The organism is Fusicatenibacter saccharivorans (assembly GCF_015557635.1).
Taxonomy (GTDB): Bacteria; Bacillota; Clostridia; order Lachnospirales; family Lachnospiraceae; genus Fusicatenibacter; species Fusicatenibacter saccharivorans.
Genome location: NZ_JADNOP010000017.1, coordinates 35,507 through 52,470, shown reverse-complemented (window position 1 = coordinate 52,470; position 16,964 = coordinate 35,507). Strand labels below are relative to the sequence as shown.

At 41.8% G+C, this 16,964-nt stretch carries 13 protein-coding genes and 2 pseudogenes; 11 read left to right on the top strand and 4 right to left on the bottom strand.

The features are described 5' to 3' along the window. Window positions 1–194: 194 nt before the first annotated feature. Window positions 195–935, bottom strand: a complete 741-nt coding sequence (locus I2G42_RS13495) for a hypothetical protein (RefSeq protein ID WP_022462533.1) — start codon at window positions 933–935, stop codon at window positions 195–197. Window positions 936–1,324: 389 nt separating this feature from the next. Between I2G42_RS13495 and thrH the strand changes: the two genes are divergently transcribed. Then, complete coding sequence (gene thrH, locus I2G42_RS13490; RefSeq protein ID WP_055221182.1) at window positions 1,325–1,933, top strand: bifunctional phosphoserine phosphatase/homoserine phosphotransferase ThrH; 609 nt, start codon at window positions 1,325–1,327, stop codon at window positions 1,931–1,933. 71 nt (window positions 1,934–2,004) lie between these two features. Then, window positions 2,005–2,847: an alpha/beta hydrolase gene (locus I2G42_RS13485; RefSeq protein WP_195531167.1), complete on the top strand. Its 843-nt coding sequence runs from the start codon at window positions 2,005–2,007 to the stop codon at window positions 2,845–2,847. A 166-nt stretch (window positions 2,848–3,013) separates the two neighbouring features. On the opposite strand, the gene I2G42_RS13480 is transcribed toward I2G42_RS13485, so the two are convergent. Then, window positions 3,014–3,769: a 4Fe-4S binding protein gene (locus tag I2G42_RS13480; protein WP_055227854.1), complete on the bottom strand. Its 756-nt coding sequence runs from the start codon at window positions 3,767–3,769 to the stop codon at window positions 3,014–3,016. Window positions 3,770–3,898: 129 nt separating this feature from the next. Here I2G42_RS13480 and I2G42_RS13475 point away from each other — a divergent pair, with 129 nt between their 5' ends. Next, window positions 3,899–4,336 carry an Rrf2 family transcriptional regulator gene (locus I2G42_RS13475; RefSeq protein ID WP_055221189.1) on the top strand — a complete coding sequence of 146 codons (438 nt, stop codon included), beginning with the start codon at window positions 3,899–3,901 and terminating at the stop codon, window positions 4,334–4,336. Between the two features lie 107 nt (window positions 4,337–4,443). Continuing rightward, window positions 4,444–4,800, top strand: coding sequence for a beta-xylosidase family glycoside hydrolase (locus I2G42_RS16880; protein ID WP_195531166.1), 357 nt, complete (start codon window positions 4,444–4,446; stop codon window positions 4,798–4,800). Here I2G42_RS16880 and I2G42_RS13465 read toward each other — a convergent pair. Next, window positions 4,745–5,626, bottom strand: a complete 882-nt coding sequence (locus tag I2G42_RS13465) for a helix-turn-helix transcriptional regulator (protein WP_195531165.1) — start codon at window positions 5,624–5,626, stop codon at window positions 4,745–4,747. The two genes, I2G42_RS16880 and I2G42_RS13465, sit on opposite strands and share 56 nt — an antisense overlap. A 184-nt stretch (window positions 5,627–5,810) precedes the next feature. On the opposite strand from I2G42_RS13465, the gene I2G42_RS13460 reads away from it, so the two are divergent. The 6 genes and pseudogenes from I2G42_RS13460 to I2G42_RS13435 all read left to right on the top strand — a co-directional run bounded on the left by I2G42_RS13460 (window position 5,811) and on the right by I2G42_RS13435 (window position 12,719). Then, a complete protein-coding gene (locus I2G42_RS13460; RefSeq protein ID WP_195531164.1) occupies window positions 5,811–6,158 on the top strand; it encodes a transposase in 348 nt (115 codons plus the stop codon). A gap of 61 nt (window positions 6,159–6,219) precedes the next feature. Further along, on the top strand, window positions 6,220–7,818 hold the full coding sequence (locus tag I2G42_RS13455; RefSeq protein WP_173860167.1) for a glycoside hydrolase family 43 protein: 1,599 nt from the start codon (window positions 6,220–6,222) through the stop codon (window positions 7,816–7,818). Between the two features lie 319 nt (window positions 7,819–8,137). After that, a complete protein-coding gene (locus tag I2G42_RS13450; RefSeq protein WP_195531163.1) occupies window positions 8,138–9,205 on the top strand; it encodes a helix-turn-helix domain-containing protein in 1,068 nt (355 codons plus the stop codon). A gap of 239 nt (window positions 9,206–9,444) precedes the next feature. Then, a pseudogene (locus I2G42_RS13445) lies at window positions 9,445–9,624 on the top strand (AAA family ATPase); the annotation flags it as partial. A 176-nt stretch (window positions 9,625–9,800) separates the two neighbouring features. Further along, window positions 9,801–10,955, top strand: a pseudogene (locus I2G42_RS13440) (FprA family A-type flavoprotein); the annotation flags it as partial. Between the two features lie 867 nt (window positions 10,956–11,822). After that, window positions 11,823–12,719: a helix-turn-helix domain-containing protein gene (locus I2G42_RS13435; RefSeq protein ID WP_195531161.1), complete on the top strand. Its 897-nt coding sequence runs from the start codon at window positions 11,823–11,825 to the stop codon at window positions 12,717–12,719. Window positions 12,720–12,791: 72 nt separating this feature from the next. Here the strand turns inward: I2G42_RS13435 and I2G42_RS13430 are convergent, their stop codons facing one another. Beyond that, entirely contained in the window at window positions 12,792–13,655 is an 864-nt protein-coding gene (locus tag I2G42_RS13430; protein WP_138344479.1) for an AraC family transcriptional regulator, read from the bottom strand. A 204-nt stretch (window positions 13,656–13,859) separates the two neighbouring features. On the opposite strand from I2G42_RS13430, the gene I2G42_RS13425 reads away from it, so the two are divergent. Next, a complete protein-coding gene (locus I2G42_RS13425) occupies window positions 13,860–16,898 on the top strand; it encodes a glycoside hydrolase family 2 TIM barrel-domain containing protein (protein WP_195531160.1) in 3,039 nt (1,012 codons plus the stop codon). Window positions 16,899–16,964 lie beyond the last annotated feature (66 nt).

Sequence of the window (16,964 nt, the reverse complement as noted above, 5' to 3'; positions counted from 1 at the left end):
CAATTCCTAAAACATTCATAATCTGCCCGTTTTTCTACGAGTAATGGCGACTTGCTCATGATTTTACTTAAATTACTTGAAAATACCTTAAACACAATTTGCCTATCAGAGAAATTTGTGCTTCTGGATAGGCAAATTGTTACTTTGAAAGAGTAATTAGAAATTAAATGTACTTGTATGTGGTGAATGAAAGTTTAATAACTTAGGTTCATTGTTTTATATGCAGTATAGGCTGTTCCTGATGGAGAGTAGCTAATTCCACCACCGTTGTAGGAAAAAGAGATACTGTAGCCGGTTTTCTGGGGATTATATAAGTATCCCATTACAATTCTTTTATCACTGCTATTACCTGCAGTAGCGTGACAGTATGTAACACCTTTAAGCTTCATGGCATAGTCGGGTGTTCCTAGTTGACTCCCTGAAAATTCAGCACCAGATAATTGCTGATTATTTGCAGTAAGAGTTCCACCGACTTTCCAATCGTTCATAGTATTATCTTTGTACCATAATTTTCCACCATATTCATACGGTCTCATAGCAGCGCCTAATTGAAAAGAAAAACTGTCTTTTCCGCGAGGTTGTTTATTAGAAGTAAACTCGTATGTTGGATAGATATAAATGGTTGATGCATTTTTAAAAGCTGATGCAGTAAAGGAAATACCGGTTAAAGTTTCGCTACTGAGTATCGATATTTGATTTTCGATATTTGAATTAATATATTCAAAATGTTTACCTCCACTTTTTAAGTCATCCACAATGAACTGCATGACGTCATCATCCAGCTTTTCTATTTCCTTTTGTGGCATTCCGGTTTTTAATAGATATGCTTTGTTAGATAGAACAACATTATTATCTGCCTTTACATTGCAAATTACCATATTTAAGGACAGAATACAACAAATAAAAAATGCAAGACATGTTTTTAATTTTTTCATGATGAGTGGTCTCCTTTCATAAGTATTGTTGGATGGTTTTAGTTTTTTATTTATCCTTAGATTAGTGCACTATCTGAAAAGTAAATTCGTTCGTTAATATGGATGATAAAATAGAAAATTAATAAAAATGCTTGTAATTATTATATAAATATATGAAAAATAAATCAATAGTCAAAAAACATATAAATAAATATATGAATTTGTAAAAAACAACGATTTTGTAAAAAGAATGTAATTTTAGAGAGATATATACGTATAAAAAAATAAAACGTGATTTTAATTTGCAGTGATATGGATTCTATGATATAGTGTGGTAAAGTGATGCTGTGAAAAAAAACAAAACCCCGTCGGCAAACAAGGCGGGCAGCGCAGGAAAGGGGATCATAACAATGTATATTACATGTCTGGATGTAGAAGGAGTACTGGTACCGGAAATCTGGATCGCGTTTGCGGAGGCAAGCGGAATCCCGGAACTTAAAAAAACGACACGCGACGAGCCGGATTACGATAAACTGATGAGATGGAGACTTGGAATCTTAAAAGAGCACGGCCTTGGACTGAAAGAAATTCAGGCTACGATTGAAAAAATTGATCCGCTGCCGGGTGCAAAAGAGTTCCTTGACGAGCTGCGCACCTTCTCCCAGGTGATCCTGATCAGCGACACCTTCACGGAGTTTGCCGCACCGCTGATGAAAAAGCTCGGCTATCCGACCCTGTTCTGCAATTCTCTGGAAGTCGCAGACGACGGAGAGATCACCGGCTTTAAGATGAGAGTCGAGCAGTCGAAGCTCACCACGGTCAAAGCACTGCAGTCTATCGGATTCGAAACGATCGCAAGCGGCGATTCCTATAATGACCTCGGCATGATTCAGGCAAGTAAGGCAGGCTTCCTGTTCCGCTCGACCGATAAAATCAAAGCCGACTATCCGCAGATTCCGGCGTATGAGACGTATGAGGAGCTGCTTGGAGCAATCAAAAAGGCAATGGATGAGAAGTAAACAAAAAAGGTGATTTCCGGCCGGAGGCTGCGACGAACGGTCAGGAAAACAGAAATATGGGGGTTTATTACATGAGAAGAAGAATTCAGGTAGAAGCAGAAAAACCACAATTCTGCGTTACAACAGGAATTACATTTGCACAGGCGGATGCCTGGTTTGGAAACACGGTGCAGGATTTGAAGCTGGATTTGATTTACCCACGGGATAACACCAGAAAATATCCGTGTGTGGTATGGATTTGCGGAGGGGCCTGGATCCAGATGGACCGCTCGGCACATCTTGCCTATCTGTCCGTACTGGCACAGCAGGGATTCGTTGTTGCATCGGTAGAATACCGCACAAGCAATGAGGCAAAATTTCCGGCACCGCTGCAGGATGTGAAAGCAGGAATCCGTTATCTGCGTGCACATGCCGATCGTTTCAATATTGATCCGGACCGCATCGGTGTGATGGGAGAGTCTGCGGGCGGTTATCTGACCTGTATGGCAGCGCTTGCGACAGATCCCGTTTATGATGTGGGTGAAAATCTGGAATATTCCAGTGCCGTACAGGCCGCCTGCCCGTGGTACCCGCCGACCGATTTCCGCGGATTCCAGTACAGTGATCCGGAGCAGTGTGCGGCATCTCCGGAGTCCCTTCTGATGGGCAAAAACGTGATGCGCCATCCGGAAGAAGCACTCGCATGCTGTCCGGTCAGCTTCGTGACAAAAGCCGCACCGCCGTTTCTGATCATCCACGGAGAGGATGACCATACCGTTCCGTTCGGACAGGGAGAGGAACTGCACGATGAGCTGGAAAAAGCGGGATGTGACGTCACACTGCTTTCGATCGAGGATGCCGACCACGCAGATCTCCATTTCTTCCAGAAGGAAGTGTGGGACGAAATCTGTGCATTCTTCCGCGCAAAACTGTAAAAGAAAAAAGCAGAACGAAAATGAAATGCTCCCTTCTGAACAGACAGGTGAAAGAAGAAAAACTTGTCATTTAGGAGGGAGCATTTCACTTTCAACATTTTGTTCTGCTTTTTGATGTGTTTTATGTAAAAAACTGTCGGTGACACTTGAGTCCGGCGGTATTTTTTTACAAAAACAGCTCGTTTGCTTTTTCCTGCGTACAGGATTTTTTCAATATTTTTGCGGCAACTGCAGTCATAACAGGATTTACTTCTCTTGCGTGTACTGGACAGAGGGATACACAGCGCATGCAGGAGATGCACTTGGTTTTGTCCGTGGTTTTGCAGTTGTCCGGAGGAATTGCATCGGCAGGACATTTTTGTGCACACAGACCGCAGGAAGTGCAGGAGTGCTTTACGTTTGGAACCATGCCGGTTTCAGAATGTTTCGAGGGGCGGTTACCGGGAATTTCCGGGACAGAGAGATTGCCGGAAATTGCCTTTTGAAGAATCTGCCTGCCAAATGCGGCGAGCTCCTGACAGTCAGCACTGTTTGGTCTTCCGGCAGCGTACTGGTGAATAATGGAATGCTCTGCAACTGCTGAAACAGCAGCAATAACCTGAAAACCAGCTGTCTGTGCATAATCTTCCAGGAGAACCAGGGTGTCTTCATAGGCACGGTTTCCATAGACGGCAGCGATCACGCAGAGAGCTCCGTTTCCATGGATACGGGAGAGACGATCCAGTGCAAGCTGTGGCGCGGCACCTCCAAAAGCCGGCATCGCAATTACGGCTAAAGAATCGCTTTCCAGACAAATATCTTCATAATGGGTGGATGGAATAGAGAGATCGATGGTTTTAACGGAAGACCAGTCAGTGGTGAGGGCGGCGGCAACCTTTGCGGTACCGCCGGTTGGACTGAACAGAATTTCATAAGCATGCATGGTAAATTCCTCCTATGATGTAAAAAATAAAACTACAGCTATAATTGGAGTATAACAGCATCAAGAGATGGTGTCAATATTTACAGCGGAAATGGGATATGATAAAATTGCAAATGGAGGATTGAAATTATGCATATCAGTAATAAATGTTCGATCGCGGTCCATTGTCTGATTTTTATTTTTGAATATGGTACAGAAAAGAAAGTGACCAGTGAGCTGCTGTCATTATCTACGGGATGCAATCCGGTAACCATACGAAATATCTTAAGTGCCTTGAAAAAAGACGGAATCATAGAAGTAAAATCAGGAACCGGAGGAGCCACCCTTGCGGTTCCACTTTCCGAAATTTCGCTGTATCGGATCTGCCATGCTGTAGATCCGGCAGCCATTGAGAAAATGATCAGTATACATGGAACCCCATCCCCTTTCTGCCCGGTCGGCAGAAATATCGGAACCGTGCTGAGCCAAACGTATGATACCTTAAAAAAAGATGTGATTTCCAGCATGGAGTCTGTTACGATGGAGAAAATCATAGAGGATTATCGGGCGCTGCTTATCAGGCAGTGATTCCAGAGAACTGTTTGCGGACTATGCGATTCATAAGGCGGAGTCCTTTGAAAAACATCTGAATCAGTATGATGTGATTCATTTTGATGTCCAGTGGTGCATGATGGATGCCGGAAGAATGGCACCGTATGTTGGCTTTACAGAAGCGGAAGTGCATGATTTATTCGCTGAAAGAAAAAGAGGGAATGCTACGGTTGTATCATCGAAAAGAAAGTATTGCAGAAGCAGCCTATTGCTCCTATTTTGGATTACGGCAGAAAAGCTATCGCTTTGAAGCGGAAACAGCAGGTCTGGTTCTTTATCAGAATCATGAGAATCATTTGAGGATGGAAATCGCAAAAAAGCAGGAACAGAAAGTTTTTCGTGTTGTAACGTGTATCAAAGGAACAGAAATGAAAGCAGCAGGAATTAGGGATTTTTCTGCAGTTTTTCCGGATGAATATACATATCGCGGAATTCCGTAGGCGTACATTGTTTGACAGAACGGAAGACGCGAAGAAAGGTGGAAAGACTGGAGAAACCAGACTGAAGTGCTGCCTCCGTGACAGGAATATCGGGATCGGATAAGAGCATCATGGCATGATCAATTCTTTTGCGATTAAGGTATTTGTAATAGGTGGTATTTGTAAACTGCTTAAACAGTCTGGTAAAGTGGTATTTGCTGAAGCCTGCTGTTTTTGCAACGTGATCAAGGGAAAGATCTTCCGTGCAGTGTTCATCAATATAATTGCAGATGGAAAGAAAACGATCTAGATATTCTTTCTGTTTTTGCGGTCCGGCATCAAAACGGCAGGATGCAAAGGCCTGGTATCTGCCGATCAGAGAAAGAATATCAAGCATGCGCGCATAGATAACGGCTTCCGAAAGAAAGGAATCCTTTTCGTATTCCGAAAGAATCTGGCAGATGAGATGATAAATATCGGAATAAATATCAGGAGCAGTCTGTGGTGTAAGGGTGAGAATGGGGGAAATCAGCGAGAGAATGGAATTGAGATCACGGATTTTTGAGACAACAGACCATTCAATCTGCAGAATGATTCGTTTTCCGCTTTCCGGTGCTGCAAGAGAGTGGAGGACTCCTGGACAGATGAAAATAATATCACCTTCCTGAAGAAGAATGTGCTTATCCCCAAGAAAGACTGTGTAAGTTCCTTCCAGAGGCATAATGATTTCCATGGGAGTATGCCAGTGAATGGGATAATCTTCACAGTCTGTATTTACAAAAAGCCGCAGACTGCTGTTTTCTTTATACGTTACGGTTTCATGAATCCCGTCTAAATGTTCAATCATAATATTGCCTCCGCAGGACTGCTGTAAATTTGATATTATCATAATACAGTAAAACGGATATCACAAGAGGAAAAGAAATTTTAAAAAGAAGAGAATCGAAAACAGAATTTCAATCTATAGCACTCCAAAAAAATACTGTACACTCTTGATAACAGGCCTATGATAGAGTCAAGAGGTGATTATTATGTTACATGATGAAACACGAAAACTACTTATTGAAGCTTGGAATAAAACGCACAATGCAAAAGAAATCGCAGAGTGTTTTTCTGTGAATACCAGTACTGTTTACCGCCTAGAAAAACAAATGCGTGAAACAGCTACTGGACAGCTCAAAAGTAACCTATCTGTATTTACCCCATATAGTCCGGATCTAAATCCGATTGAAAAGATGTGGTCAAAACTCAAAGCATTTTTAAGGAAAGAAAAGATACGGATGGCATCGGAATTACCATCAGCTATTTCAAAAGGATTTTTAACAATTCGTCCAACGGACTGCATAGGGTGGTTTCATTCGTGTAATTATGTGCAATAATTTATTAGATTGCTATAGTATGACCCTGAAATATCATACGAGGAGAGACTATATGAAGATAATAGGAAAAAATCCAATTACAGGGCTGGACTATCCGGATCCGGATGTCATCCGGGTAGACGATACGTATTACATGGTAAGCACCACAATGCACTTTGTGCCGGGGTGTGAAATCCTGCGGTCTTATGATCTCGTTCACTGGGAACATCTGAGCTATGTGTATGAAAGACTGGACAGCACAGAGGAACAGAGACTTGTCGGGGAGAAAAACTGCTATGGAAAAGGCATGTGGGCTGCATCGCTCCGATACCATAAAGGGATGTATTATATTTGCTTTGTGGCGAATGATACCGGAAAAACATACCTTTATACTGCTGATAATATCGAAGGACCATGGGAAAAACGCATCATAGAAGGCTTTTATCATGACTGCTCACTTTTGTTTGAGGATGATCATGTTTATATTGTTTCCGGCAATAGAAATATTCGTCTGCAGGAATTGAAAAAAGATCTGAGCGGTCCAAAGGAAGGCGGACTGGATCGGATTCTGGTCAGTGACAGTCGGAATCCGGGGCTTGGTTTTGAAGGAAGTCATTTTTATAAAATCGATGGAATGTATTATTTATTCCTGATTCATTCCCTTCCGGACAGGTGGATGCGGACGCAGGCGTGCTATGTATCAGACAGCCTGACGGGAGAATTTAAAGGCGGAGATGTATTGTGTGACACTATGGGATATTGTGGGCAGGGCGTTGCACAGGGAGGAATTGTGGATACGCCGGACCATAAATGGTATGCCGTGCTTTTTCAGGATAGAGGTGCCGTCGGCAGAATCCCGGTTCTTGTGCCAGTAAAATGGGAGAAAAATGTCAGAGTTACCTGTATGCCGGCGCCGGGCGAACAAAAAGAGCAGATCATAAAAGAGAATTATCCGGTATTGGGTGATTCGGGAAGGGCACTCTGTGAAGTGGAAACACAAAGCACAAGACCGGATGCACAATATCATCCGCTTGTGGAGAGTGATGATTTTTCGGAATGGAATCCGGAACAGAAACGGCTGTTTGGAACGTTTGGATGGAAGAGCTGCTGGCAGTTTAACCACGAACCGGAACTTTCCTGGATTGAGAATGATGCAGAAAAAGGATGCCTTAGAATGGTCTGCAGAAAGCAGTGCAAAAATGTCACGCAGGCAGTCAATACGATCACCCAGAGAATGAAGTTTCCGGTGTGCATAACAGAAGTAACCGTTGATGCGGAAGGAATAAAGGACGGAGATTATGCAGGAATGTGTGCATTACAGGGATGTTACGGCATGGCGGCCGTTACAAAGCGTGATGGACAGATGCTTCTGGTTATGAGATCTCTCGAAGCGGAACATGACAGCATAGAAGGAAACCAGGGCAACAGTGAAGAAATCGAATGGGAAGCAGTGGCGGTTGAATCATCAAAAATAAGAATCCGGATGGAAGCGGATTTCCAGAACCAGCACGATAAAGTCCGGTTTTTATATTGGAGCGATGAAAAATGGAAACAGATCGGACCATGGCATCAGCTCTATTTCAAAATGGATCATTTCACAGGATGCAGAGTGGGACTGTTTGCCTATGCAACGAAAGAAACAGGGGGGATCGCAGAATTCGGCAGATTCCGATATTTTTAACAAAAAGTTCCCGCCCCGGCATTTATAAGTGAAATTCCGTTGAATTTCTGGAAACTGCTGGTGATCTTTCTGGAGAGAACCATCATTGCCATTCCGCTGATCGTATTGTTTGCAAATATGATCGGGCTGTAAATACAGGAAAATACAAGATCTCCGATTTGGCACTTTTGTGCTGAATCGGGGATTTTTTGGCGTAAAAACGCAGGTAAAGGATTCGTAGATTGACAAAACAGCCTATTTTCGCCTATTCTGAGACTGTAAAAACGCTCCGCTGGGCAACATGAGGCGGTGCGGGAACAGCAGGAGGAAGGGACACGACGTGGAAGTGAAAGAGTTCGGGCGGTTTATTGCCGGAATGCGAAAAGAGAAAAAGATGACGCAGGCAGAGCTTGCGGAAAAGATTCATGTGACGGATAAAGCCGTCAGCCGGTGGGAGCGGGGACTTGGCTTTCCCGATATCCAGACGATTGAGCCGCTGGCTCAGGCACTTGGGATTTCTGTGCTGGAACTGATGCGCTCCGAACGGCAGGAGAAGGCGAAGGAAGAGGCGGCGCCGGAAATTCAGTATACTCAGAAGGAGGTGGCCGAAATGCTGCAGAACGCAGGTGACATTTCAAGGCAGCAGAAAAAACAGGACCGGAACGCAAACGTGATCGCGGGATTTCTGGTGATCGGTGTGGCAGCGGCAGCGTGGGCGGCAAAGATCGTAAACGTGGGCGGCGGCCTGATTCTAGGCGGTCTGGTGGCAGCAGCGTTTGTATCGCTGTGGTATTTCTTCCAGAACCTCGATGATGAAGAAAGCCTGAAAATCTATGGGGCAGCATCCATTCTGTCTATCGGCATTCTGGCATCCCTGGTAAATTTCGTCTGGGGCGATCAGCTGGCAGAATTCATTCCCGGCGGTCTGGAACGAAAAGAGCAGATCTTCTGGACCCTGTGGTATCTGTTTGTTCTGGTAATGATGATGATCGGAACCATTCGATGTATCCGCCGGCAGAGACAGAAAAAAGAAAAGAAATACAAAACCGTTCTTTTCACGGCAATTATGGCGACGATCATGTTTGTAACACTGTGGCAGTATCAGAACACCATGCAGAACCGGTACAAAAACACAGGAATCTGGAGCGGCGCACAGCAGTACGCCGAGGTGCTGCTGAAAAGAAACAAAAACCTCGAAAACGACTGGCTGATCGGCGATGAGTCCTGGCGCGAAGGAAACAAAAATACTTTCGAAATTCGCCTTACCTATTACGCTGATGCCGATGACGCAAAAGAGGGACGTGAAAGCGAATATCAGTACAAGATTCATTTTGATGATGTTGACGGCTACGTCATCAAATCAGAAGGCGTACCAGAGAAAGAGATTGTTTTCCCGGAAAATAAATAAGAAGTGAGAAACGGGATTCCATTCTTGCGCCTCCCACAGAAAAAGACTATACTCATAGTATCAGCATGTACTCTTAAAATCTTTCTGCACTTGCTTTTGTGACTGACGGAAAAGCATCTCACAAAATCAAGCACAGAAAGATTCTGAAAGCACATGTAGCATAAGAAGGAGGCCGTAAAACATGGGACAGTTTTTAAACAGCAGGGAACCATACGATAAATACAGAACTGTTATGAACGGAACTTATGGTAGATCATACACCGGAAGAAGCGATTGCGCAGATTAAAGAGAAAGAATATGCTTTGCGGTTCAAGGGAAAGATGGCGGAAAGGGAACGATATACCGGGCGCATACTGGCGGTTGGAATCAGTTATGATAAAGAAACAAAAGAACATGCCTGTAAAATAGAAGTATTGTGATGATTTGCAAGCTGTGGAAAAGGGATATCGTGTGTGTAAACGGAGGAGAGCAAGTAAAAATAGTAATCTTTACTATTTTTACTTGCTTTTTTCTCCATCATAGGATAATATAAAAATATACGGTTCGGAGCAGGTTCCGGGCAGGAAAAAACAAGATGGAAAGGATATGGATTTTTATGAAGATTACAGAGGATATTATCTACGCGGGAGTCAACGATCATCAGGTAGACCTTTTTGAAGGTCAGTACAGAGTGCCGAACGGCATGGCATACAATTCTTACGTAATTCTCGATGAAAAAACGGCAGTTATGGATACCGTAGATGCAAACTTTGCGGATGAATGGCTGGCAAATGTTGCGAAAGCACTGGATGGCAGAAAACCGGATTACCTGATCGTACAGCATATGGAGCCGGATCACTCTGCGAATATTGAAAACTTCGTAAAAGCATATCCGGAAGCAACCGTTGTTGCAAACACAAAAACCTTTGCCATGATGAAAAACTTTTTCCCAAAGATGGATCTCGCCGGAAGGAAACTGGAAGTAAAGGACGGTGAGTCCCTTACGCTCGGAAAACACGTTCTGACCTTCGTGTTCGCTCCGATGGTACACTGGCCGGAGGTTATGGTTACATACGACAGCACGGACAAGGTTCTGTTCGCAGCAGACGGTTTTGGAAAATTCGGTGCACTCGACCGCGAGGAACCATGGGATGACGAAGCACGCCGTTATTTTATCGGTATTGTCGGAAAATACGGTTTGCAGGTACAGAAGCTCCTGAAAGTGGCAGGTACGCTGGATATCCGGAAAATCTGTTCCCTGCACGGTCCGGTTCTGACGGAAAATCTTGGCCACTACATTGAAAAATACGATATCTGGTCTTCTTATCGTCCGGAAGAAGAAGGCGTTGTGGTTGCCTATACTTCTGTTTACGGCAATACAAAAAAAGCTGCCGAATTGCTTGCAGATAAGCTGAAAGAAAAAGGCTGTCCGAATGTTGTTATTTACGATCTGGCAAGAGACGATATGTCCGCCGCCGTAGCGGATGCTTTCCGTTACAGTAAGCTGGTTCTCGCAACGCTGACCTACAATGCAGGTATTTACCCGTTCATGCAGGATTTCATCAACCGTCTGACAGAGCGCAGCTTCCAGAACCGCACCATTGGTCTGATCGAAAACGGAAGCTGGGCACCGACCGCAGCGAAAGTGATGAAAGGCATGTTTGAGAAGAGCAAAAATATCACCTGGACAGAGAATAATGTAAAAGTAATGTCCGCTGTGAAGGAAGAGAACGTAAAAGAGATCGAGGCACTGGCCGAAGAACTCTGCAAATAAGAAATTAAGAAGAGAAGAAAGAATATGGGAAAAATGCTCCGCTGGACTTTGCGAAAGGCAAAGACAGCGGAGTCTTTCGTTCTCCTCTTTTGGAAAGAAGATTCTGTGGAGTTCCGGAGGGAGCAGGATCGCCCTGCGGTGGGTCAAAAAAAGCCGGGGGTTGAATTTTGCGAAAGCCTGCGGCCGCCTCTTTGTAAGTGAGACTGCATCAGGTTTCTGATCTTTCGATCTTGATGTCATAATATTCTGAAAATAATAAAATGTAAAATAAATTAAAAGAAAGTATTGACAAAACGGAGAAGATGAGTTAATATAAGATCAACAAAAGAAAAGAGAACAAAAATAAAAACGAAAAAGAAACATCAAGACGAAATCTAAGAAAGTAAGAGGTACAGTCCAATGGCATAGTTAATCTGAACATCAAAAAAATCTCTGAAGAGTTTACATATAGAACCTAAAGGAGATGATTCCAATGAAAGGCAGAGGCCCATAGGGAAAAAATAAAAACAAAAAAATCCAGGAGGTACGGTCCAAAAGGAACATAACGAAATACCCCGAAATCAATGAAAGCAGCAGGTGTATAAAATGAAATTACTGGAAATTCATTAAAAGCCCGGTCGAGAGAAAAAAGAATCGATCGGGCTTAAACTATGTCTGCTGAAAAATCTGTTTGACTGCCCTGCGGTCTGCGCGAGCCGTGAAAGCAGAAAAGACGCTGCAGCCCCGAAAGAAACGAGAGCATACAGCGTCCTTTTTATTTTATGAAATTGGATGAGATTCTGCCTATATAATACGATTCTACCATTAAGGGGTGTACTTTTTGGGACAAAATAGATACTATAATTCTGAAAGGGGGAAGTATTTATGGACCTTGTGAAAATCGGAAGCTATATTGCAGAAAAAAGAAAAAAACTTGGTATGACTCAAAAACAGCTTGCTGAGAAACTGGGTAAGAGTGATAAGTCAGTTTCCAAATGGGAACGTGGGATTTGTTTACCAGATGTGTCTGTGTATTTAGAATTATGTGAAATATTAGGCATCAGTCTAAATGAATTTTTGGCAGGTGAAGATATTGAGGTAACTAATGTAGAAAAAAAATCGGAAGATACACTGATACAGATATCAAAAGATAGTAGTCATAAACAGCGTTATTTAAAGAAGATTATTGCTGTACTTCTTATTGCTGTGGGAGTATTTGCTATTACTCTTGGAATCATGGTATGTAATAAATTGCGGCAACCACAAAATTATATAGAAGCAGTAGATCCGGATAGTGTAGAAATGAAAACGGCTGAATTGTTGTCCGGAATTGATGGAACCATGATGTTTCGATACAATTCAAAAGATACATTTCAAGCATTATACGTTTACTTGTCAGAATATCATTCTGGAAAACGAGTTTCTCATAAACGAGTTTTGGAACTTTTCTATGAGGACGTGAAATCTGCAAAAAATGGATTGATTGTCATCACTCCGGATTTTGATAATTTTACTGCAAAGCTTATTGCAGCAGATGAATATTCAAAATATATGACAGAAATGCCAATCTTGGAAGGTGTTGCAAACAGAGAATATTATGGAAGATCTGCGACCTCTATAGAGAACAAAAGCACGATAGAGTACGGAACAGAGCAAGGATTGGCAGCACTGATCTATGGCGAACAGGGAGTGAGTTCGTTGCCGATACAGGACATTACAGGAGAATACATAGATACAGATAATGAGTATATGTATTATTATTCGGCTGAGTTTGTAAAATAAGAATAGCAAAAGTGAGAAGAGGATATTACAAATCATTGTTTTGATAATTCGGTGGTATCCTCTTTGTGGATTTCAGAATTTGTTTCTCAGCTTTCGGTATTCTCTCGGCGAATATCCTTTCAACTTGTGAAAAAGCCGACTGAAATAAAGCTGGTTATCATATCCGACAATCTTAGAAATCTCATTGATGGAATAAGTTGTTGTTTCAAGTAACATCTGAGCATTGTTGATGCGGATTCCCACAATGAATTGCATTGGTGTAGAACCGGTATATTTTTTGAAATTTCGGATAAACCAGCTGACACTCATGCCTCGTGAGGCAGCATAATCATCAATATTGATATTTTGATTGTAGTTTTCACTGAAAAAGGTAACAGCATTATCCATCTCATGATCAAGGTATTCATTTTTTAATATGTGCTCTCTTGTCAGTTCCCGGTGGAAACTGATCAGAAGATGACGTAGCAAAAGGACAAGCATTTCCTCATAATTGTCTTGACAGCGTTGGAGCTCGATAATGATACGTTTGAAAATTTGTTCATATTCATTAGATGTACCCACTTGAAAGACACGTTCTTTATCCGGAAACCCATATTGACGTAAGATATTTTTCACATTGCTTCCTGTGAAGTGAATCCAGTATACTTCTGTCTTATCTTCTCCGTAATATTCATATTTCTGAAGTTCTTTCGGTCTGTACAGTACAATGTTGCCGGCTGGAACAATCGTTTCGTTATTTACATTATCAAAATGAAAATGCCCACAACCAGCAGTGATATATATAATCTGATAATCCAGACGACCCCTTGGACGGTAGGTAGGAAGTTTGGGATGTCTGGAAAGACGGTAAGTACCACAGCTACCTACAATCAGCGGACAACTTTTGTCTTTGAAATCCATATGTGAGTGGTTCAAATAACCGGTGTTCAAATACATAGGACAGCACCTCTTTTCGCACTTTTTATCATTGTATCATTTAGTGCATATTTTGTCTAATCCAATTTATAGACATATTTTGCGGATTAGGATAAGCTATATATATATAGCATAACTAAGGAACGTAAACAAAAAAGTAAAGTATAAGGTTTGCTTTAGGGAAACAAAGAACAAAAAAGTATATGTATTGGAGGAGAGTTATTTATGATCGTACCACGTTATTATGAAAATCTAAGCGTACTGCACGAAAACACAATGCCAGCCAGAGCCTATTATATTCCGGCATCCAAAAGAATGGATAACTTGGTGGAACACAGAGAAGAATCAGATCGTATGCAGTTATTGAATGGAACTTGGAAATTCCAGTATTTTAACAGCATCTATGACATTCAGGATTCTTTCTTTGAGAAGAATTATGATACAGAAAATTTTGATGAGATTCAGGTTCCAAGTGTATGGCAGATGGCAGGATATGATACACACCAGTATACAAACATCCGGTATCCGTTTCCGTTTGATCCACCATATGTGCCACAGGATATTCCGTGTGGAGCTTATGTACATAATTTTGAGTACAGCAGAGATGAGAAAGCATCAAAAGCTTTTTTGAACTTTGAAGGAGTAGACAGCTGCTTTTATGTATGGATCAATGGCTCTTACATAGGATACAGCCAGGTTTCACATATGACCAGTGAGTTTGATGTTACCGATGTACTTCAGGATGGAACGAATACGGTGGCAGTGTTGGTAATGAAATGGTGTGATGGTTCCTATTTGGAAGATCAGGACAAATTCCGTATGAGTGGTATTTTCCGGGATGTGTACATTTTGAAACGCCCAAAACAGGCAATCAGTGATTATCATATTAAAACAAGAATTGAGGATATGCTTGCGAAAGTAGAAATTGAAATGAAATTCTACTTTCCCTTAAATGTAAAAATTTCGATTGAAGATAGAAACGGAGCAGTTGTAGCACTAGGAAGTATTGCTGAAGAAGGAACAGCTGTATTAGAAATTGCAAGTCCGGAACTTTGGAACACAGAAAATCCATATCTATATAAACTGATTCTTGAAACAGAGAATGAAGTAATTGTAGATCACATTGCATTAAGAAAGATAGAGATTAAAGACCAGGTCATTTACCTAAATGGACAGAAGATTAAATTCCGTGGTGTCAATCGACATGATTCCGATCCGATTACTGGATTTACAATCAGTCTGGAACAGCTCACAACCGATCTTACGTTAATGAAGCAGCATAATTTTAATGCGATCCGTTCCAGCCACTATCCGAACGCACCATTTTTCTATGAAATGTGTGACAAGTATGGATTCATGGTGATAGATGAAGCAGATATTGAAGCTCATGGTCCATTTATGATCTACAGAAAAGAAGACACTGATTACAATCGGTTCAAACGATGGAATGAGAAGATTGCAGATGATCCGGTATGGGAAGAGGCAATCGTTGATCGCGTAAAACTCATGGTGGAACGTGACAAAAACCGTTTCTGTATTGTTATGTGGTCAATGGGAAATGAGAGTGCTTATGGCTGCAACTTTGAAAAAGCACTGGAATGGACAAAGAATTTTGATCCAGACCGTATTACACAATATGAGAGTGCAAGATACCGTAATTATGATGAAACATATGATTACAGCAATCTGGATGTGTACAGCCGGATGTATCCGGCGCTTTCCGAAATTCAGGAATATCTGGATAAAGATGGAAGCAAACCCTTCCTTTTGGTAGAGTACTGTCACAGCATGGGAAACGGACCTGGAGATTTTGAAGATTACTTCCAGATGATTCAGGATAATGATAAAATGTGCGGCGGCTTTGTCTGGGAATGGTGTGACCATGCGATTGCTCATGGAACTGCTGAGAATGGAAAGACTATATATGCTTATGGGGGCGACCATGGCGAAGAAATTCATGATGGCAACTTCTGTATGGATGGATTAGTATATCCGGACAGAACGGTACATACAGGACTTTTGGAATACAAGAATGTTTATCGCCCGGCAAGAGTTATTTCCTATAACAAAGAAAGCGGAGAACTGGTGCTTCATAACTACATGGATTTTGATGACTTGAAAGATTATGTGAAGATTAGTTATGAGCTGACACAGGATGGTCTTGTGATCAGCAAAGGCATACTTCCGGAGTTTTTTGTGGCACCACACGGGGAAGGAAAAACAAACCTGAAGATCAATGTTCCAGAGAATGGGAAATGTTATTTAAAACTTATTTACCATCTGAAAAAAGAATTGCCACTGTTGAATGAAGACCATATTCTTGGATTTGATGAAATTGAGGTAAGTAAAGAGGATACAAAATGTAAACTTGCAGAGAAATGGATACCAAAAACAGTAGTGGACTCTGAATTACAGGTAAATGAAAATGATACACAGATTCATATCAAGGGGCGTGAATTTGCTTATACCATAGACAAACGTACTGCACTCTTTACAGAGATGAAATTCGCAGGGCGGGAATACTTGAACCATCCGATGGAATTAAATATTTGGAGAGCTCCAACAGATAACGATATGTACATCAAGTCTGAATGGAAGAAAGCCCACTATGATAAGGCTTACACAAGAGCCTATACGACAGAGGTTGTGCAGGGAAAACATGGTGTGAAGATTACAAGCCATGCTTCCGTTGTGGCAGAGACAGTGCAGAAGATTCTTGATGTGACGATTACATGGAAAATAGAAGCTGCTGGAAAGATTGATGCAGATATTGCAGTAACAAAAGACGATGAATTCCCGGATCTTCCGAGATTTGGTGTGAGGATGTTCCTGGATAAAAAACTTTCAGCTGTAAGATACTTTGGAATGGGACCACAGGAAAGTTATTGTGATAAACATCAGGCTGCGAGCCACGGTTTATACCGGGCAGATGTAGGGGATTTACATGAGGACTATATCCGTCCACAGGAAAATGGAAGCCATTATGATTGTGAATATGTAGAGCTTAACAACAGCCGATATGGAATTGTGGCATCTGCAGAAAAGGCATTTTCATTCAATGCTTCTTATTATACACAGGAAGAACTTGAGAAGAAAACGCATAATTATGAATTAATAGAATCAGATAGTGTAGTATTCTGTGTTGACTACGCATTAAATGGCATTGGTTCTAATAGTTGTGGTCCAGTTGTATTAGATCAGTACCGATTTGATGATGTATTATTCCGGTTCCAGTTTACGCTGATACCGTATGTAAAGGGATAATAAAGTTTCATGTAACCCGTAAACAAAGAAGGATAGTCTGATTGCAATGTAAAGTCCGGATATACA